Source organism: Furfurilactobacillus curtus (assembly GCF_054657915.1).
Map to the genome: position 1 here is coordinate 1049866 of NZ_BAAHXU010000001.1, position 21212 is coordinate 1071077.

9 protein-coding genes and 1 tRNA gene are annotated in these 21212 nt (G+C 45.3%); 1 reads left to right on the forward strand and 9 read right to left on the reverse strand.

From position 1 onward, the window contains the following. Positions 1-369: 369 nt before the first annotated feature. The 5 genes from ACYQ0Y_RS05215 to ACYQ0Y_RS05235 all read right to left on the reverse strand — a co-directional run bounded on the left by ACYQ0Y_RS05215 (position 370) and on the right by ACYQ0Y_RS05235 (position 13676). A complete protein-coding gene (locus tag ACYQ0Y_RS05215) occupies positions 370-2838 on the reverse strand; it encodes a CAP domain-containing protein (RefSeq protein WP_407884930.1) in 2469 nt (822 codons plus the stop codon). Between the two features lie 436 nt (positions 2839-3274). Further along, a tRNA-Ser gene (locus ACYQ0Y_RS05220) sits at positions 3275-3362 on the reverse strand. A 150-nt stretch (positions 3363-3512) separates the two neighbouring features. Next, positions 3513-3722 (reverse strand): bacterial Ig-like domain-containing protein, encoded by a 210-nt coding sequence (locus tag ACYQ0Y_RS05225; RefSeq protein WP_407884932.1) that lies wholly within the window; start codon positions 3720-3722, stop codon positions 3513-3515. Positions 3723-3759: 37 nt separating this feature from the next. Continuing rightward, positions 3760-6492: a bacterial Ig-like domain-containing protein gene (locus ACYQ0Y_RS05230; RefSeq protein WP_407884934.1), complete on the reverse strand. Its 2733-nt coding sequence runs from the start codon at positions 6490-6492 to the stop codon at positions 3760-3762. A 68-nt stretch (positions 6493-6560) separates the two neighbouring features. Further along, positions 6561-13676 (reverse strand): Ser-Ala-175 repeat protein, encoded by a 7116-nt coding sequence (locus ACYQ0Y_RS05235; protein ID WP_459935460.1) that lies wholly within the window; start codon positions 13674-13676, stop codon positions 6561-6563. A gap of 289 nt (positions 13677-13965) precedes the next feature. On the opposite strand from ACYQ0Y_RS05235, the gene ACYQ0Y_RS05240 reads away from it, so the two are divergent. Further along, complete coding sequence (locus ACYQ0Y_RS05240) at positions 13966-14214, forward strand: hypothetical protein (protein ID WP_407884892.1); 249 nt, start codon at positions 13966-13968, stop codon at positions 14212-14214. A 102-nt stretch (positions 14215-14316) separates the two neighbouring features. On the opposite strand, the gene ACYQ0Y_RS05245 is transcribed toward ACYQ0Y_RS05240, so the two are convergent. The 4 genes from ACYQ0Y_RS05245 to ACYQ0Y_RS05260 form a co-directional block, all read right to left on the reverse strand. Then, positions 14317-15924, reverse strand: a complete 1608-nt coding sequence (locus tag ACYQ0Y_RS05245) for a glycosyltransferase family 4 protein (protein WP_407884890.1) — start codon at positions 15922-15924, stop codon at positions 14317-14319. Between the two features lie 12 nt (positions 15925-15936). Beyond that, on the reverse strand, positions 15937-17466 hold the full coding sequence (locus ACYQ0Y_RS05250) for a glycosyltransferase (RefSeq protein ID WP_407884888.1): 1530 nt from the start codon (positions 17464-17466) through the stop codon (positions 15937-15939). 45 nt (positions 17467-17511) lie between these two features. Then, positions 17512-19644, reverse strand: coding sequence for a hypothetical protein (locus ACYQ0Y_RS05255; protein WP_407884887.1), 2133 nt, complete (start codon positions 19642-19644; stop codon positions 17512-17514). A 139-nt stretch (positions 19645-19783) separates the two neighbouring features. Continuing rightward, complete coding sequence (locus tag ACYQ0Y_RS05260) at positions 19784-21106, reverse strand: hypothetical protein (RefSeq protein WP_407884885.1); 1323 nt, start codon at positions 21104-21106, stop codon at positions 19784-19786. Positions 21107-21212: the final 106 nt, after the last annotated feature.

Genomic DNA, 21212 nt, shown 5'->3' on the forward strand with positions numbered 1-21212 from the left:
TTAATTTTAATTATATTCTTTATAAAGTATTTTTAAAGTTATATTTTTCTTTTGTATATTTTTCGTTTATAACATTATTCATAAATAATCGTGTTATAAATCCTTACGTTGAACAGTCTGAACTGTGCCAAGCTTGAGCCAATCATTCACTATCTGCTGTGGAGGACTGTCGTCAGATCATTGTTTTGCAATAAGATAAAGTCGACTGAATGTCATTCGCTGCTTTTTTAAAATTTCGACAACACTAAATCCATTAGGATCAGTCTGTATACAAAAAAAGAACACTCCGCAAAGTGTCCTTTATCTTAAATTGGATGTTGAACCAAACTTTTCTGAACTCGTCTTTGTCAACAAAGTCTGTTTTACAAATTACACCGTCAATAATTTGTTCTGTGCGGCTGCCAAAGCGGCCTGATCACTAGCTAGTTGTTGCTGTAACTGAGTTAATTTGTTGTACAACAGATCAAAATCAGGTGAATCAACATAGACAAAGGTGATATTTGGTAGGGGGATCGTCGATGGATTGCTCTTGGCATTTGCCATCGCCTCCGCCTGGTTATATAGCGTGACGTCTTGATAAGCTGGCGCTTCAAAACTGTAATAATCAGTAAATGTAGTGGTCGGATCAGTACTTCTAACAAAACCCACACCCATAGTTGGGCCTCCAAATAATAAATTGGCACGGTGACCATAATGGCCATTTCCGACTGCTTCTGGGTTATCAGACTCATCGTACCAATCCATGACAATAAAGTAAGCCATTTCTTGTGGCGATTGCATTTGATCCGTGATGCCGCGACTACCGCCGATGTCTTCCGTTGATCCATTAGATTTATCATGACTAAAATCAGTCACAATTTGTTGCGCCCGGGTTTGAGCAAATGCGGCTTCACTGCTTGAATACGTTAAAGCTGGCTGTCCGTTAGCTGAGCGTAATTCATTAACGTACTGCATCACATCACTGCCAAGGACGCTCACATCTGGCGTGGCTGCCGAACTAGCGGCCGATAAATATACAACTTGTGAACTTGGATAATTACTCGTTGATGGGAATAATGAGGTTAGATTACTTGTTGAATGTGGTAACGCGTTGATAGCACTTGTTGCTGCACTGACCGCAACGATGTCTTGTGCCACGGCTGAGCTTGCAAGTGCCACCTCACTTGCGGCCGAGCTTTCTGCTACTGGGTCGATCGCTTGAACCGTGACGGCAGCCATATTTTGAATGATTGCCTTAGTAACAGGATCCGCAAATTGAAACATGATATAGTACAGCCCCGGAACTTGTGGATCAATCGTTCCCTGCATTGTGATCTCACTTAATGAGACTTTTTGTCCATTAGATCCTGTAGCACTCACGAAATTTTGTAAGGCATTCCAACTACTACCTTGACGAATGGTCGTTGCTTTTGTAACTAAAGCTGGCTTTACTGAAACAGCCGAACTACTAGATGTTGCAGATGAACTAGAACTCGTCGTTGCACTGGAGCTAGAATTCGTTGCTGAGCTTGAACTTGTCGTAGCGTTAGATGAAGTATTGGGAAAAATTGCATTTTTAATTGAAGATATAATATTAGATAAGACTGTTTGAATTGGCGCAATCAATCCATTAATAACATTTTCAATTGGTTGAAGGATTGGGGCTACTACATTCATAGCATTGTTGATGAAACCCTTCACTCCATTAATCACATTGACGGCCGTATTCAAGACACCTTGAACGGCGTTAATAACTTGTGGTGCTACACTAGCTGCAATATTTGAAACTGTTGACAACACACCACCTAGACCAGTAGCACTGGCTAAGGTAGACACGACTAATGATGGACTGACGTTAGATAGATTCGATAGAATCGGCTTAACGACCGACAGTAATCCTGATCCAATGACTGGAATGTTATTAATTATTGGAGTCAGCGCTGTCAGAGCCGCTTGCCCTAACCCATTCATGCCATTGGTGATTGCTGTAACCACTAGCCCACTGGGATCAATTCCTAAACCATTTGCAAGGTTGATCGCTTGAGTAACGCCATTTAAAACACCATTAGCAACCGTCACCACATTGCTAATCCCTGGAACGCTGCTAAAAAATGATCCCGCTTGTGAAATGACATTAGTTAATAACGTCACAGCATTGCTAACGCCAGCACTTCCGATAAGTTGCGTAATCACACCGCTAAGCGTCTCATTATAAGCAGCACCAATTCCTGCTACAACACCGCTAAGATCGGGGGCAACTACTGAGGTCGAACTAACGGCGCTAGAAGTTGCTGTAGCCGTACTACTTACGGTTGCCAAGGCGATATCCGCTTGGCTAATTGGCGTGTCGAGTACACTGGTTTGGCCTGAACTAGCAACTTGTGATATGGACTGACTTAAAGCAGGCTCGTTATTGTTTAAAGCCGCCTCACTTGTGCTAACTTGACTGGGTGCCGTTGAAGAAACGTTGACCGCAGTCGCTGAGCTTTCCACGGCCGAACTGCTAACCTCCGCTACCGTAGCTGCTGAAGACCTCGTAATTGCTGTGCCTGACTCCATCGAACTAACGGGATCAGAACTTATTATCGCCGAGCTAACGGCAACACTCGCTTGACTAGTTGTTGCGCTGCTATTTGAAAGATTATTAATTGCCACTGATGAAGAAGCAACACTTGATTGAGTCGTCGAAATCGTATCAGCATGCACACTCGTTGTTTCAATCTGCTCAACGGCGGCCCCACCGGCCATTAAAGTTAAAATACTTGCCGCGTACAACCACTGCTTACCAGATTTCCATCGTCTAAAGTTGGTTATTTTGCTCTGTCTATGTAAGTGCTTTTTTTCTAGATAATTTTTCATTTTTACTTTCCTCTTTCACTTAATTCGTGAAAAACATCATCAAAGTTAACGGGTTGACGACTCCGATTTCGATAACAGCCCAGCGCAGATCAACCCGAGTAATTGATTTAGTGTTAACATCTTAATGATATTATAGTTTTTGAATTTAATAAATAGGTAAAAGCATTTTATTTGTTAGACATTGTTTCGATTACGAACGATGTTAAAGCAAAAAAAGGCTATTTACACGCCAAATGATAAATTTTAGTCCGAATATCGTGGTCATCCATGTTTATGGTAAGCGCCTTAAAAAATAGCGTCACTGGTTTTTCCATTGTCCTCAACTACACTTAGGGCTCGGACCAGACACATTAAAGCTGACAAAGCTTGCGTTGTGAGTTGATAAACGCAAAAAAAATCAAGCCGGATTTGATAATTCAGCTTGATTCTCTTTGAACGGAGAAGGAGAGATTCGAACTCTCGCACCGCTTTCACGGTCTATACCCTTAGCAGGGGCACCTCTTCAGCCACTTGAGTACTTCTCCAAACGAACAATGCATCTATGAAATAACTAATATTGTACCTTTATAGAATAACATCACCGAGCCACAAATTCATTATATCCATTAAAAAAAGTGCTACTAAATTCAAAAATCGAAATTTAGTAGCACTCTTAATTTGCGCTTATTAGTCTATTAAGCTCGAACGACAGTTACCATCGTCATGGCCTTAACTGGAGTTTCAGTATAAGGATCAATGAACTGAAGCAAGATTGGGTATTCCCCAGGAACTTGTAAATCCACCGAGCCTTCCATCGTAATTTGCTTTGGACTAACCGCTTCCCCATGAGAATCCTTCGCTTCAACAACTAAATGTAATGGAACAAAGGGACCTACTTGGGTCAATGTTATCTTTTTTAATTTAAGCAAACCATTCATTTGTCTATACCGTCGCAGGTGTTGTTACTGGTGTTGTTACTGGTGCTGTTGCATCATCAGTAACCGTTACGATTGAGTAGCCATTGACAACCTTCTGTGTGCCAGCATCGGTATAGCTGTAATCGACAATGTAAGCTCCTGGAACCGATGGATCTACTGAACCACTGAAGGAAATTTGACTTAGTGGCACAGTCGCACCATTGCTATCAGTGGCACTAGTGAATCCACTCAGTTGACTAAAGCTAGCACCTTTGGCAACGGAAACAGCCTTTGTTACGATCGTACCAGCCTTTTCAGTAACAGTCTGGATGGTGTTAAGCAAGTCTGAAAGTCCAGGCAAAGCAGCAATATTTTTAACTACTTGTTCTGCATCTGGCAAATTAATTTGGAGTTTTAATAAATTGGCAAGTGCCCCTACACCAGCACCAACAACTCCTCCAATCACTGACCCAACTGGAGACCCTATTCCAGCCGCAATTAGCTGAACAAGTGGTTCAAACCAAAATGATATCAGTAGGGACAATGGTGGAAAAATAGCAGAAATAGTTCCGATAGTCCCCGCAATAACGGTAAAGAATCCTGGAACTCCTAAAACTAAGTTTCCCAATAGATAACCTAAAACCCACGCATTGGCTTCTTGTCCTATAAGAGCTCCTATTGTTGAACCAATCACAGTTGCACTAGTCATCGTGTCAACTTTACCATCTTTACTGAGGCCAGCAGACATAGTCCCACCATAATAGGCGCCTAGCGCTGAGGACACAGCACCGCCGAACCATCCAGCAATACCACCGACTGCACCCATGACATACCAAGCACCGGCATTCCCATACCAGCCAAGGATTGGGATTAAAGCAAACAGTGTGTTAGCAATGGTGGATGGGACAACCGCGATTAAGTTAGAAACTTGTCCCGCCACTCCAGCACCGATTGCTCCATAAAATGCAGAACCTACAGCAGAACCTAAAATCGACTCTAATGCTTCACCGAATTGTCCCATACCAGTTAAATTAGGTACTAACTTGATCGGATTAATGTTCGTAGCGAACCAGGAAACAGCTTTCCAAATTCCTCCGGTAATATTTCCAATGATTGCTGTTAAATCAAATCCGCTGGCTGCAAGCGTTTGACTAGCTAAAGTAACAGAAGATTGCACACTGGTCAATGCCTTTGTCTGTGCAGCTGAAATAGCATCAGCCATTGTCTTATAGGCATCCGTCGCCTCATATGAGTTCATGTCTGCAATAAACTGTGAACCTTCGGCAGTCGCATAGAAAGAGGATGCTAGTGAAGAAGCTAACGTCGTATCTTTTGCCGCAATGGCTGAAGACATTGCCACATTAAATGCACTGTATTCAGGGTTAGCCGCATATGAAGATAAGGCGTTTAACATCGCCTTACCATCAGCTGTATTAGCAAATGCAGAAACTGCAGCAGCACTAGCAGCTGATGCAACTGAAGCCGCAGATTTTGCATTAGCTAGCAGAGCTTGTCCATCACTAGTTGCCATATATGAAGTAGCAGCACTGGAAGCAGCCGATGCAGCAGAGGAATTGACAGTTGCACCAGAAGCCAAGCTAGCGATAGCGGCCTTCAAAGAAGCCAATGAAGCGTTGTCTGAGGCAGCTGCTTCCGCAGCAGCACTAGTCGCAGCCAAGTCCTTCAAAGCAGCTCCTTGAGAAGTTGCGTTAAAGGAAGCCACGAGTGATTGTGCTAAGGCCGTGTTGGAAGCTGCAACGGCAGCAGACAAAGCGGACTGGAATTGAACGACCGTTGGGTCACTAGCCAAGGATGCGGCTGAAGACAACGTACTAACTGCAGAATTGATTAAGTCAGATACTTGGCTCGCAGCAACTTTCCCTTGGGAAGTTTGGGCGAATGACGAAAGTTCACTCGTTGCTGAAGCAAATGAGCTAGATACTTCAGAAGCCAAACTAGATAGGGCTAATGAAGATCCTTCGCTAGCAGTAGAAGAAGCAAGACTGATCCCTGCCACAGAAGATTGTTCCGTAGTCGTTGTCGCATTGCTAGCTAAGCTCATTCCGGCTGGTGCGGTAGTCGCAGTAACGGAAGCTACGCTTGAGGTTGCTTCTGTTGCTGCGCTTGCGGGCGTGTCAACCGGTGTAGGCGTAGTCACTGATTGGGCAGGAACATCTGCAGGTGTAGCAGGTGTAACTGCTGGTGTTGCTGTGGCAACTTCCTCTGCCTGAACCGTTACTTGAGCCGCACCAGTAATTGTCGCTTTGGTTGTTGGATCAACAAAGCTAAACAACAAGTTGTATGCCCCTGGCACATTAGGATCAATCGTACCGGCAACTGAGATTTGATTGAGGCCTACTTTATTGCCTTGACTGTCTGTAGCTCCGACAAAAGCTTGTACTGGACTAAACGAACTCCCTTTAGTAAGGGTGATCGGCTTAGTTTGTAGTTGTGGGGTTACTGTAGCCACTGCACTGGTTGCAGCCGAGCTTGACGCAGCTGAGCTTGATGCAGCTGAGCTTGGCGCCGTTGAAGTAGCCGCAGCACTGGTAGCTTCAGTTGAAGCCGCTGATGTTGTCGCGACTGTTGCCGTTGTGTCCGCGTGGACTTTGCTAGTTGTCGCAGCGCCAGCACCAACAATTGATAAAATCGTTGCTGAAGCGTACAACCAGACTTTCCCCTTCTTCCATGAACGGAAGTGTGTATTTTTAGCCTGAATATTTTTTGAATTAAACTTATTAATTCCTTTGTTTAACATAATTTCATCCACTCTCTACATAAAATGATTTCTTGATTGTCGGCTAAACTATCTAAATCAATTTGTTCCTAGTCCTCGCGACGGCGACGGGCAACACCAAACATGGTCAGACTTGCCATTAATGCTAACCCACCGAGGGCAACCGCATTAACTTCGTCTGATTCACCAGTATTTGGTAAAGCATTGGTATTAGCAGTCTTGCTTGAGGCCGCGTTCCCAGTCGTTGCAGCATTTGTTGCGACGTTACTGGTTGCACCAGTTCCTGTTGTACCCATACCAGAAGCACCATTGGTCATTGAACCGTTACCAGTAGTTCCATTTGCACCGGTGCCATTAGTATTTGAACCATTGCCGTTAGTTCCGTTACCGTTTGTACCAGTACCGTTACCATTAGCATTATTACCATTCTCGCCGTTGCCGTTAGCATTGGAGCCACTGCCATTTGAACCATTACCATTGTTGCCATTAGCATTGGAACCGTTATTAGCTAAGCTGGAAGCTAAACTATCTGCGGCATTCGCGTCAGAAACAGCCGTACTTGCAGCACTGGAAGCAACACTCGCAGCACTAGAAGCTTCTGAGCCATTACCGGCACTAGCAGCAGAGTTCGCAACTGAGGCAGCCGAACTAGCAACTGAAGCAGCGGATGAAGCATTACTTGCTAAGCTAGATAATGCACTGTTTGAAGCATTGTTACTTGCTACTGAACCAGCATGACTAGCAGCGGAGCTAGCTAATGAAGCACTTGAATCAGCATTGCTTGCTGAAGCACTGTTGTTAGCTAAGCTTGAGCCAATACTGTTAGCTTGGTTGGCATCAGATACGGCCACACTAGCAGCACTTGAGGCCACACTAGCAGCACTCGAAGCAGTTGAATCATTGCCTGCACTGGCAGCCGAGCTTGCGACTGAAGCAGCAGAACTAGCAACTGAAGCAGCACTCGAAGCGTTACTTGCTAAGCTAGAGATTGCACTGTTCGAAGCATTGTTACTTGCATCAGAACTGGCGGTTGAGGCTGCTGAGCTGGCTAATGAAGCACTTGAGCTTGCATCACTTGCATAACTGCTATTTTGACTAGCTAAGCTGGAACCAATGCTAGTTGCTTGGCTAGCGTCAGAACTAGCTACACTAGCAGCACTTGAGGCCACACTGGCAGCACTCGAAGCACCAGATTGATCACCTGCACCGGCTGCAGAACTTGCTTGTGAAGCAGCTGAGCTAGCGACTGAGGCAGCTGATGACGCGTTGCTTGCTAAGCTAGATAACGAGCTGTTCGAAGCATGATTGCTTGCTTCAGAACTTGCTACACTAGCGGCTGAGCTGGCTTCTGAAGCACTGGAACTAGCGTTGCTAGCATAGCTGCTGCCTTGACTAGCAAGGCTATCAGCAATGCTATCACCCTTGTTGGCGTCAGATACCGCTACACTAGCCGCACTTGAAGCGACACTGGCAGCGCTTGAAGCAGCAGAACTGTTCCCAGTATTACCAGTTGAAGAAGCGACCGAAGCAGCCGAACTTGCAACTGAAGCGGCTGAGCTAGCGTCACTAGCTAAGCTAGATAAAGCACTATTCGAAGCATGGTTACTTGCTGTTGAGCTAGCATGACTAGCAGCGGAGCTGGCCAAGGATGCACTAGAACTAGCATTCGTGGCATAGCTACTACCTTGACTCTGGTTAGCAGCGCTGTTGGCTAAACTATCAGCTTGACTAGCATCAGATACGGCAGTGCTTGCAGCGCTAGAAGCGACACTGGCAGCACTCGAAGCGGCTGATTCATTACCAGTCTGCTCAGCAGACGAAGCAACTGAAGCAGCCGAACTTGCAACTGAAGCAGCAGATGAAGCATTGCTTGCGGCGCTTGAAATCGCACTGTTCGAAGCATTGTTGCTTGCCACTGAACTAGCATGACTAGCAGCGGAACTTGCCAAAGATGCACTAGAACTAGCATTGCTTGCATAACTACTACCTTGGTTAGCTAAGCTTGAAGCCATACTGTCACCTTTATTAGCATCAGATACGGCAACACTGGCGGCACTTGAAGCAACACTAGCGGCACTTGAAGCGGCTGATTCATCACCAGTATTAGCGGCTGAACTTGCTTGTGAAGCAGCGGAACTTGCTTGTGAAGCAGCAGACGAAGCATCACTAGCTAAACTTGACATTGCGCTGTTAGAACCGAGTTCACTAGCGGCTGAGCTGGCATGACTGGCAGCGGAGCTGGCTAATGAAGCACTTGAACTAGCATTGCTAGCGTAGTTACTACCTTGACTAGCTAAGCTTGAAGCGATGCTGCTAGCCTTAGTAACATCAGAAGTAGCAACTGCTGCAGCTGAACTTGCCTTTTGGGCTTCGCTCATAGCTTGGCTAGCAGCAGAGCTGGTCAATGTCGCATTTGAGGCAGCGACTGAAGCAGCGGAACTAGCCTTAGTGGCATAAGATTGTGCAGCTGATTCATTACCGGCATCAATTGCGCTGTTAGCCTGTGATGCAGCAGAGGAAGCAACACTATTAGCAGAGCTAACTTGTGAAGCAAGACTGCTGGCAACACTAGCATCAGAGCTGGCACGGGTTGCATAGCTAGAAGCAGCACTGTTAGCGCTAGAAGCGTCACTGGCAACACTCTGCAATGCACTGTTTGATGGATAGTTGTTAGCCGTGCTCGACACAACATTGTTAGCGGAGCTGGCTACGGAACTAGCCGTGCTGGCAATGTCGCTTGCATTGTTAGCAACCACAGAAGCGGAACTGGCAGCAACTGATGCTGAGTTTGCAGTTGAGCTGGCAGAACTAGCCGTGTCACTTGCAGAACTTGCTTGTGAACTGGCCGTGCTGTTAGATGAAGCTAAGCTTGAGGCCATACTGTTTGCCTTATCAGCATCTGATGATGCAACACTGGCAGCAGAACTTGCCTTTTGAGCTTCACTCATCGCCTGACTAGCAGCTGAACTCGTTAAGTTGGCATTGGAAGCAGCAACTGATGCTGCACTAGAAGCAACACTCGTGTAGTTAGATTCCGCGGAACTATCACCAGCTGCAATTGCACTATTAGCTTGTGAAGCCGCTGATGAAGCTACACTGTTAGCAGCACTAACTTGTGAGGCTAAGCTGCTAGCTACACTGGCATCAGAGCTTGCTTGTGAAGCATAACTTGAAGTTAAGCTTGTCGCACTAGAAGTATCACTAGCCAAGCTTTGTAAAGCGCTGTTTGACGGGTTCGCACTAGCTGCGCTAGAAGCAATCACATTAGCAGAACTGGCAGTTGAACTGGCTGAGCTAGCAATACTGCTTGCTGAATTAGCAACAACTGATGCAGAACTGGCTGACACAGAGGCTGAGTTAGCGACTGAACTGGCTGAATTAGCGCCACTGGCCATTGATGAAGCAATGCTAGAAGCAATACTCCCAGCTTTATTTGCATCTGAAACAGCCACACTAGCAGCGGAACTGGCCTTAACAGCTTCACTCATCGCTTGGCTAGCAGCTGAACTCGTTAATGTTGCATCTGAAGCGGCAACGGAAGCTGCCGTGGATGCGTCTGAAGCATAGGATTGGGCAGCTGAAATGTTGCCAGCTGAAATTGCACTGTTGGCTAAGGAAGCCGCATTAGAAGCGTCAGCATTGGCCGAGCTAACTAATGTCGCTAAGCTGCTGGCAGCACTTGCGTCAGAACTGGCTGAGACAGCATAACTGGAAGCTTCACTGTTAGCGCTTGAAGTATCCTTAGCAGCACTTTGTAACGCACTGTTTGATGGATAGGTGCTGGCAGCAGTCGAAGCCATCGAGTTAGCTGAGCTAGCAACTGAACTAGCCGTGCTGGCAATTTGGCTGGCACTGTTAGCAACAGTTGAAGCGCTACTTGCTTCTACGGCTGCTGAACTAGCTTTGCTGCTAGCTGAAGTAACTGTACTGTTGGCAGAACTTGCATCAGATCCCATTGAGCTAGCAATTGAGGAAGCAATGCTGGTTGCTAAGCTACCAGCTGAACTTGCATCAGCAGAAGCAATTTGCGCAGCATCACTAGCCTTGTTAGCTTCACTTAAGGCTTGACTAGCAGCTGAACTGGTCAATACTGCATCAGAAGAGGCCTTAACAGCCGCGCTGGCAGCAGAATCAGCATAATTAGAAGCTGCAGAATTATCCCCAGCTGCAATTGCACTGTTAGCTAAGGAAGCGGCTGTAGAGGCGGCTTTGTTGGCCGCACTAACGTCGTTGGCTAAGCTACTTGCATGACTGGCATCGGAACTAGCCGCCGTTGCGTAACTGGAGGTTACGCTATTAGCACTTGAGGCATCTTGTGCCAAACTTTGTAATGAACTGTTATCTGGATAGGTGCTAGCAGCTGAACTAGCTACATTATTAGCAGAACTAGCAACGGAACTGGCTGTACTTGCAATTTGGCTCGCATTATTAGCAACTGTTGAAGCATTGTTGGCAACAACAGAAGCTGAGCTTGCTTGACTACTTGCTGAACTAGCCTGTGAGCTGGCAGAGCTGGCATCACTTAAACCAGCTGCAATACTACTTGCTGAATCCCCAGCACCCAGGGCAATCTTGGCCGCGTTGCTGGCCGCTTGGGCTTCAGTCATGGCTTGGGCAGCAGCTGAACTAGCCAAATCAGCTTGATCAGCAGCAACTTGTGCTTGGTTAGAAGCGGTATCAGCGTACTGTTTTGCTGCCGGAATATCACCAGCAGAGATCGCGCTATTCGCCATCGATGCAGCTGTTGAAGCTAACAAGTTAGCTTCACTAACGGCTGAAGCAAAACCACTAGCAGCTTTAGCATCAGAACTAGCTTCTACCGCATAACTAGCAGTTGTACTGTTAGCGCTGGAAGCAACTGTAGCTAAGCTTTGCAAACTACCGTTGTCCGGATACTGACTGGCAGCACTGGAAGCGACTGTATTTGCTGAACTAGCAACGGAACTAGCGGTGCTGGCAATTTGGCTGGCACTGTTAGCCGTAGTTGATGCCGCACTGGCAACGACAGCAGCGGAACTAGCTTTACTGCTTGCTGAAGTAGCGGTTGAACTAGCAGAATCCGCGGTCGAACTAGCGGAACTAGCATCGCTCAAACCACTTGCAATGCTACCAGCTGAACTACCGGCAGCGGAGGCAATAATTGCCGCCTTGCTGGCTTCGAGAGCTTCACTCATTGCTTGACTAGCCGCCGAGCTGGTCAAAGTTGCATTAGAGGCTGCAACAGAGGCAGCGCTTGATGCCGTACTTGCGAATCCAGAAGCGGCAGAAAGGTCACCAGCAGCAATGGCACTGTTAGCAGCACCGGCTGCAGAAACGGCTTGCGTGTCAGCAGCACTAACAGTCGCAGCTAAATCGCTAGCAGCTTTAGCATCAGAGCTGGCTTTTGTTGCATAACTTGCCGTTGTACTGTTTGCGTCGGAAGCGACTGTAGCTAAGCTTTGCAGACTACCATTGTCCGGGTACTGGCTAGCAGCACTCGAAGCAACCGTATTTGCTGAACTAGCGACGGAACTAGCGGTGCTGGCAATTTGGCTGGCACTGTTGGCTACAGTGGAAGCAGTGCTAGCAACAACAGAAGCTGAATTAGCTGTGCTGCTAGCATCACTGGCAGTCGAACTAGCTGAAGCAGCCGAACTATCATCATTCAAGCCAGCCGCAATGCTGCCAGCTGAACTTCCAGCAGCAGAAGCAATAATCGCTGCCTTGCTAGCTTCGAGAGCTTCACTCATTGCTTGACTAGCCGCCGAGCTGGTTAAGGTTGCATTGGAAGCAGCAACTGAAGCAGCAACTGATGCTGTACTTGCAAAGCCAGAAGCGGCAGAAAGGTCACCAGCGGCAATGGCACTGTTAGCAGCACCAGCGGCAGAAACGGCTTGCGTGTCAGCTGCACTAACTGTTGCAGCTAGATCACTGGCAGCTTTAGCATCAGAGCTGGCTTTTGTTGCATAACTTGCTGTTGTACTGTTTGCGTCGGAAGCAACTGTAGCTAAACTTTGCAAACTACCGTTGTCTGGATACTGACTAGCAGCACTCGAAGCAATCGTATTTGCCGAACTAGCGACTGAGCTAGCTGTGCTGGCAATTTGGCTGGCACTGTTGGCTACAGTGGAAGCAGTGCTAGCAACGACCGACGCTGAATCAGCGGTGCTACTGGCCTGACTGGCTGTATCACTGATTTCGCTGGAAGTTGGCCCATTTGGCACCACAGTAATCAAAGTGAACCCAGCAAGAGTCACACTCAAGGAGTGACCAATGTTCGGCTGGTTACCGTTTATTTGCCACTCTACCGCATAAGTTCCTGGTGTATTGCGATCAGTGTCAGGATTCCAAATTGGTGTGCCGGCTAATTCAGGATGTCCAGCGGCTGCGGCGGCTGTCGCATTTAATGTCTGGTCCGTACCATCGTTAACCTGCCAAACTGGTCCAACTTTGGTAGTACCAGGATAAGCTTGCGTGTAATCAATGTCGTTAGCAGCAACACTAATAACCACGGAGACTCCTGACGCAGGGTTAACCGTTGCCAGACTGCCAGTTCCAGTGGCAGCAACCCAATTACCTTTATCGGCGGGTGCTAACATATCCAACGATGTATCACCAGCAGAAATGGTGACATTATTAGCGGTTGTAACAATTCCGCCTTCCGCAGTATCTGAAGTCCAAGTCTGACTAGTTGCATTAGTCATATCGGCTAGCACTGCAGCTTGAGAAGTTGCACTTGGCGTGGAATTTGTTGGTGTGTCACTTGCTGTTGGCGTCTCCACAGTCGTTTGTTGATTGGTTGATTGGCTTGAAGAAGTCGTAGTAACTTTCACATCATTCGCCTGGGTTCCAGTAGAAGTTGTTGAGGCCACAACATTAGATGGGGTCTCACTCGAAGGTGTCGCACTTGACGTAGCAGCACTACTTGGTGCTACTGAACTTGTTGACTGTGTTGCACTGGTTGGTGCAGCACTAGTCGGTGTTGTGGAAGTTGCGGTTGCTTGTTTAGCAAAGTTGCCCCCAGTAGTAGATTGAACGGCTGAGACGTTTGATGTTGTTGACGTCACATCAGCGTGAACAGCAGTTGCTTGTGTCACGGCCATACCACCACCGGCTAAGACAGCGATGATACTGTAAGCAAACATCCATTGCTTACCAGCCTTGTAACTCCTGAAATGAGTATTCTTCGTTTCAGGCTGATCATTATTCTCGCGAATTTTTTTCATAGCCCCCACGTTCCTTAAAAAAGATTTATTGCATGGTACACAACATATTATAGCGAAATCTATAATATTTTAAAGCTTTTTTATCGGCAATTTTATACACGTACACTATGTTCTTAGATAATAGTTTCTTAATATAAGCTGCAAAAGCGACGTTTTATCACGATTTTACAGACAATTCATAATAGGATTGGGACCAAAAAATAGTTTAAATTATAGTAGTAGCTTAAAGATAATTTTAAATGTATGATAAGTGCGTTATAAAAATACTTAGTTAAGGAGAAAATTCACTATGCCTGACAACAATATTCCGAGCACTAATCCCAATCCGTTTGAACAGCTAACCAAACTGGCTGAGAGTCAAAAAGACCAGCAAGCTCAACAACTAAAGGACGCACGATCTCACGATTTTGCCTTGGCCTTCGCTCGATTGAATGTCCAGTTACTCATGCAAAACAAACAGTCCCTCAGCGAGGCGGAGAACCTCGAATGTTACCGCCAATCCTATGAAGATGCCAAAAAGCTTTACCTGAAAGACTAAGAACCTTAATAATCTAAGCAAATTCAAAAAGCAGCTCCATTGCTAGTTGGCAATGGAGCTGCTTTTTAAACGAATCGCCTAATCCGGAAAGCTAAATTCGTATTACTTTTTGCGTTGATCACCTAATCCGTGATCGATGTTTTCAACGTATTCTAAGTGTTTCTTTTTGGCGTCCACCAGTAATCGTTGCCAAGCACGCCACACATTCTTCTCAGAATAACGTTCTGCCAATTCATAAGAACGCGTTGACATCGCTTGTAATTCATCTGGGTTGCTGAATAATTCAACAAATTTATCTGCCATTGCTTGAATGCCTTCGTATGGCACCACGTAGCCATTTTCACCGTCGACAATCAGTTCGTTAGGGCCGTAATTGACATCGTAAGTGACGCCAACCATCCCATTGCTAATGGCTTCCATCAGGGATAAGTTGAATCCTTCCATAATCGAAGCTAAACCATAGATTTGCGCTTGCCGTTGTAATTCGCCGACATTATCCGCATATTCATTAATTGTCACACTATCTTGTAAATGATATTTTTCAATCATTTTATTGATCGATTTAATGGCTTGATCATTGTCTCGGTGGTCAATATAACCATAAACATCAAGGGAAATATTGGGTACTTGTTGCTTCGCAATCCCCACCGCTTCAACAATATGATCAATCCGCTTTTCCGGTGCCACTCGTGCAGTGACTAAGACTTTACCAGCCACTCGATCTGCCATCGGCACCCGTTCTCGTTCAAGTAATTCATTGGGAACGACGCCAACAGGAATTGTGAACAACTTGCTCTTAGGCTTAAAGCGCCGACGGACATCATTAGTCTGCTTCTTGGTGGCAGAAATAATCGCATCATAGTGATTAGCGTTCGTTAACCCGTATTCATAGAAGTTATTCATCACGGAGTGCATTGGATCTTGTGCATCCCCAGCGTGAGAATTATGCAAATGTAAGACCGTATAGGCTTGCCGGTCTAAATTAAGTAAGTGCCAGTCTGCTAAATGAGTCCGATCCATAATAAAGACGTTTGGTTCATCCTCATTCCAATAATCCTCATTGAGACGATTATAGAAATGGAGGGTTAACTCCTCAATATTAGCGAAACTATAAACTGCCCCGCTAGTCTCCGTTAAACGCCAGCCAGTCTTGATATATTGACCTCGTCCGTCATAACGGTTGAACGTTTCGATGACGGGACGCCCATCTAAATCGTACCAGACCTCGGTGCCAATCTTATTATCGGGTGTATACCATTGAGATAACGTTTTAAAACCGCGGAAGTCATAATTGTCAACGCGATACAAATTGCCAAAACCATCGAATTGTTCTACAGAGCTAATGCGTTCGGCATCATCATCGCCATAATAATTGACACGCGATATAAATTGATCACCGTGAGTGACGATATAACGATGATTATTTGATTCCTTTAGGAAACTCAAATCAGTTAAACCAAAATCAAGGTCTTCAACATGGAGAATTTTCGTTGGCACCGTTTCAGTCCCTTGAAAATAATCAAACATATTCAGCGTTTCCGCATCCGTAACACCCACATCGTGAAGAAAGTCGTGGATCCGGGGATTCCAATCACGAAAAACTAATTTAAATGGTTCATTATTGTCACGAAAAAGCCCGGCCCGTTTTAACTGGGCATGTTCGATCCCTGAATTCTTTTTATTAAAGCTTGAATTAATAAAAAATATCATCCGTTAACTCCCCTACTTCACAAACAGATTTTTGATTTTGGCCTGGGTCGTTTCCCATTGTTGCCAAGCGTGCTCTTCATTGAACTCTTGCGCCTTAGCATGAGTTTGCTCAATTGCCGTTTGCCACTTAGCATCGTTTTCATCGGCTAATAAGTTGGCCAAATCTTCACCCAGTGGTTCGCTAGCATTTAAGGGCTCAGTCGCACCGGTAGTCTTATCTAATAATTCAGCAATACCATATTTAACGTCATAAGCCACTACCGGTATGCCATAACTCATGGCCTCAAGAATGTTATCACCAAAGCCTTCCGTCATCGAGACGCTAATCATTGCCGCGGCATCGGCGATCTTTTCAGCAAACTGTGACGCATTTTGATAACCATTGTAATGAACAGCATCGCTAACGCCCAACTTGGCAGCTAAGTCAGCTAGCGTTTGATTCAATTTTTCATCTGCGCTATAGCCATAGAATTCTAACTGTAAATCAGGCCGTTTGGTTTTAGCGTGGGCAAATACTTCGATTGCTTGAGCGGGTTGTTTTTCAGGGGAAATGCGACCAGTGAAGATGACTTTGTTTTTATCCCGTTCAGTCGCAGCTTTAGGTTCATGCGGTTCACTAAAAGTATCCCACAGCACTGCCACATGGTGGAAACCAAAAAATTTCGTGATTTCTTTAGCCTGTGTCTGTGTCGGTACAATCACACCATCAAAATCATTCATATGGGTCTTGAAGAGTGGCTCCATGTAGTCAAAGACCTTGTTTGAGCCGCCTCGTTGGGCCGTATTAATTTCGTGAGCATTATGCAAGTACTGCCATTTACCAACCGCATTCTTAATCCCGGCAACCTCATTGATTAGCGAGGGACGATCATTAATAAAGACGCTTGGTTCTTGTTGCGCCAATTCATTCATGAAAAAACCGAAGAACTCATTTTCCGAGTTAAACCGCCAAGCCCGCCCTTTGTAATCTAATAGCTTGTACATCGTGGTATGTAAGTCCCCATTGATGTTCATGCGGGTTTTTTCAATTTTAGGTTTCCCCGTTAAATCGAAGAATACTTGCGGGCCTTCTTGACCATCCGGATGGTAATACTGAGTGGACGATTTGAATCCCCGCCGGTCCCAAATGTCCTTGGCCACCGTATCATTCATCTCATTGTAATATTCAAAGGCACCCACCAAACCCACTGTTGCCGGTGCGATAAGCACCTTACCAATGGTACGACCATGATAGTTCAGCTTTGACTCATTAGGATCAACGCCTTCAATCTGATAGGTATTCTTGTCGATAACCTCTGTGTAACGGACATCAACGTCTTGTTTGGCGACATCAGTAACTTCTTGAAAGTAATTGTACATATTCAACACATCCGTTGGTTCTAAACCAATGCGCTGTGTATCATCAACCAGCTGCGGATTATAATTGCGCGTTAGCATTTTTGCGGGAACTTGATGCTCCTTAAACAGTTGGATTCGTTTTGCGGCAGAAAATTCTGTCCCTGAGTTGAGTGAAAAAATGTTTTCATTAACAAAGTAATTCACAAAAAAACCTCTTTCTTAATTAAGAATAATGAATTAAACGTGGCTTTACATTTGTGGAAAATCATTTTCAAACGTTGGCACACTCATATAGTCTTTCGTGTCGCCGGCTTCCATTTCGCTGATTTGATCAAGCAACGTCTTATTTTGCTTGTTCAGATCACTGACCGTACTTTCAAGTTCATGTTGCCGCTGTAAACTGGCTGAATACTTATTCTGGCTTTGCTGTTTATCGCTTTCCGCCTTAGCCAATTTTTCTGTCAATTCAGCAATTGTAGCGCCCATACGACTCTCTGACTTATTAAAGGCGTTTAGTGACTCAACCTTGGCTTGAGCTAAATTGTCCTTCCAGTCGGCATTTTCCTTCTTGAGTACCGCTACCTCGTTAGTTGCAGACTGTGAACGCTCTGCCGCAATATTCAAATCATTGACAGCCTTACTTAATTCATCCGTCAATTCACGCTTGGCCGCCTCTAAGTCTTCATTACTTTGTTTCAACTCATCGAGGCTTGCGGTGAGTTCATTAATCTTAAAACCGCGCGTAGTGACTTCACTGTCGAGCGTCATGTTATCTTTTTGAAGTTTAGTAATCTGATCTTGCAGATCGGCCTTTTCTTGGCTTTCAGTAGCGATGATGCCTTGAATCCGCTTTTCAAACTCTTGATACTTTCGATCGACTTCTGCTGACCGTTCATCAAATTTCTGTAACCAGGCTTCGTTAACATCATCAAGTTCTTTTTCTTGGTTCTTCTTTAACTTCAGGACTTGATCCTGGCTCTTAATCGTAATGTTGTTGATATAGCCAGTCGCCTCATTACGATATTCCTGCCACCGACTAATTTGCTTATTGAGCTTATCGTTGACGCCTTGCATCCGCTCAATTTGCGAGAGTAATAAGCTATTTTGTGAAAGCACGTTATTGTATTGCTGAGAAATGGTGGCGTTAACCAGTGTTTGGCTCTGTTGAACACTCACTGGTTGCTCTTCATTCTCAGTATCACTTGGGGCAACCGGTTCCGTCAGTTCACGATCCGGATCCTCCGGAATGGTTACCTCCACAGAATCTGCGGTGCTGGCGACCGGCTGTTCCTTTGATGGGGTTGGCTGTTCCACACTAGAACTTGCAGCCGTGTCTTGGGAAACGCCATCCTGACCTGCTTGAACCGAATCCGAAATTTCTTCTGGGGCTGGATCAATTGAATCGACTGTTGCGGTATCAGTATTAGTTTCATCAACAGCTTCGTCGATTGATGTCAATGTATCATCGTCAGTATGCTTTTCTTCATCCAAATCAGAATCGATGGGGTGAATTTCATCACTTTCAACTACCTCGGCCTCCAACGCACTGAAATCCACGTTGCTAGCATCAATAACTTGATCTTCTGTCTCACTATCCTGATCAGATAAATCTCGATCCATATCAGCAGCTGACTCACTACCGTCATTTTCCGATTTAACCGTGGCAGAAGGGTCTTTGCTCTCATCATCAACCTGACTAGCTGCTTCGCTTACTTGGCTGGCTGCTACCTTTTCATCACTTGGCTCTGTTGAATCTACGTTGCTAGTCGCCGTACTAGCGGCTTTTTCTGCGTCTGTCATGGCATCCTCTTGTTGTTGATCATCGCTTGCATCTGCTTTTGTAATCGATGATGTATTTTCATCCGTTTTTGGCGCTAAACCAGCCGCTTTTCTAACCGCAGCAAGAACTTCATCTTCGTTATCTTTTTCCTGCTGTTGTGGCTCATCTTTTGTCTCCACTGACTCAGCTTCAGTGGAACTATCACTACCAGTATCAGTACCCGTAGACGGACTAGCACTTGCTTGGTCCTGTACATCTCTTGGCTCAGCGGATGAATCGGCGTCTGCTTGATTAACTGCCTCTGCTTGATCCTGATCTGCGTCAATTTTAATGGTCGTTTGTGACGACCTCGGATCGCCACCGAAAACAATCTCGGCACCACCAAGCATGGCAAAAGAGCCAGACAATGAGGCGACGGAGTCTTCCTCTTTAGCGTTTGACTTTGCTTGCGATTGCACACTCTCCGCAGATTTTTCAGGCGCATCAGGAGCAGCCACCGTTTTGGCAACAGCATCCTTGGTTTGGGCCGATGTATCATCTTCTTCGCGTTTGGCTAGTGAATCAACGAGATTATCATATTTCTTTCTACCGAAAAGTTTCATCCCACTATCTCCTACACAACAGAAATGTAAACATTTTATAAAAACAATACTACAACAATATCTTTCCTTAGCAAAACTATTTTTAAAAGAAATAGTTGTATAAATGATTTCGTGACCTATTTGACAGGCTTTTAAAAATTTATTTTCTAATTTTTTTACGAATCGCTGTCTTGAATTTATGAGCAGAAACAATCACATATCCATGCTCACCACTCAATAAATGTTTAGCTGCAAAATAGCTCGAAAGTACAGTTGCTGAATTAACACTAACTGATGCAAACCTAACCTGACCATTACGGGAAATGAGATACTGGCCATCTTTAATAACAATAACTTTGCGAATAATCATTCGATAAATCAATGTTACGGCTAGAATCATTGCTAAGACGCCCATAAATTGCAGTGTTTGTCTCAATTCGTTCAGGCGGCTTACTTTTTTCGATTTAACTATTCGATTGATGACTCTCGTATGTCGATGGTGGGTCTTTGACGAGATCCCCTGCTGTTTGTTGACATGTGCCTTTCTCTCACCTGGTCTTTGAACAGCTGTCTGTTCAGATAACCGAATGCCCTGTGAATGTTCACCAGTTTCCTTAGGCATCGCTTGTGATTGCATCGTCACAGCGTTCACGTACATTTGATTGCTCGAACTTTGAGGTGACGAAGCCTTCAGGATAGATGTCTTAACCCCTGGCTCCCTGACCGTTGGCATAAAATGTTCAAAGTTCGGCTGCCAAAGCATGACTGGTTGGCCGGTCAAGGAACCACTCTGCTGGGCTGGAAGGTTCAACAGTAACTGTTGAATAGTTTGAACATTATTTCCAGCCATCACTCGCCAACCATTTGCAATAATGGCAAACGACCGCATTTGGTCGGCCAATAAGCTTAAATCTCCAGCCATCGAAGTTGCCTGCTTAACAGCACTTACAAGTAATTGATCGTCTCCGCTGAATTGTGCCAAACGATCAAAAGCTGTCGCCCGGGAAGTTAACGCATTAGCTACTTGACTAATTTTAACCGTCTCACTACCAACTTGTTGCTGTTGTGAGCTTGCTTGCATTGCAGTCTGCTGCAATGCTGGTTGTTCTGGATAAGCACTGACGGCCGAATCAGCCAAACTAGTTGTTTGGGTTACTTCACTCACCGCTTGACTGACAACTTGTTGGGCAGAACTATTCGTAGCTTGGGCTTGGTTGACAACCTCAGCAGCTGACGCCATTGCCTGGCGCTCGATGGCTAACTGATTTTGATTTACGGTTTCACCACTCTGATTGGATGCACTTGTATCGCCTAGGCTGGTTTTACCAAACAATGTATTCGATTGGTTAGTTAACACAGTCGTTTGCATCATCGGATCAGCCAACACTTTGGCGGTTGTCGCAAAAACAACACCGCTCACCGCTAGCATCATCATTGTTAACTGCTGCAAGCCTGGTCGGGCTCGTTCAGTTTCTTTTTGCATGCACATTCATCTCCAAAATCATGATCCCATCACGCCTTATCACATTAATTTTTATTAATACATCAAACAAATTGTACTATTTATAAAATGTTTCTGCACGAAAATG

Excerpts from the sequence above, each read along its gene's own strand:
- ACYQ0Y_RS05215 (WP_407884930.1), bottom strand. The coding sequence starts at position 2,838 with ATGAAAAATTATCTAGAAAAAAAGCACTTACATAGACAGAGCAAAATA.
- ACYQ0Y_RS05230 (WP_407884934.1), bottom strand. The coding sequence starts at position 6,492 with ATGTTAAACAAAGGAATTAATAAGTTTAATTCAAAAAATATTCAGGCT.
- ACYQ0Y_RS05235 (WP_459935460.1), bottom strand. The coding sequence starts at position 13,676 with ATGAAAAAAATTCGCGAGAATAATGATCAGCCTGAAACGAAGAATACT.
- ACYQ0Y_RS05240 (WP_407884892.1), top strand. The coding sequence starts at position 13,966 with ATGCCTGACAACAATATTCCGAGCACTAATCCCAATCCGTTTGAACAG.
- ACYQ0Y_RS05245 (WP_407884890.1), bottom strand. The coding sequence starts at position 15,924 with ATGATATTTTTTATTAATTCAAGCTTTAATAAAAAGAATTCAGGGATC.
- ACYQ0Y_RS05255 (WP_407884887.1), bottom strand. The coding sequence starts at position 19,644 with ATGAAACTTTTCGGTAGAAAGAAATATGATAATCTCGTTGATTCACTA.
- ACYQ0Y_RS05260 (WP_407884885.1), bottom strand. The coding sequence starts at position 21,106 with ATGCAAAAAGAAACTGAACGAGCCCGACCAGGCTTGCAGCAGTTAACA.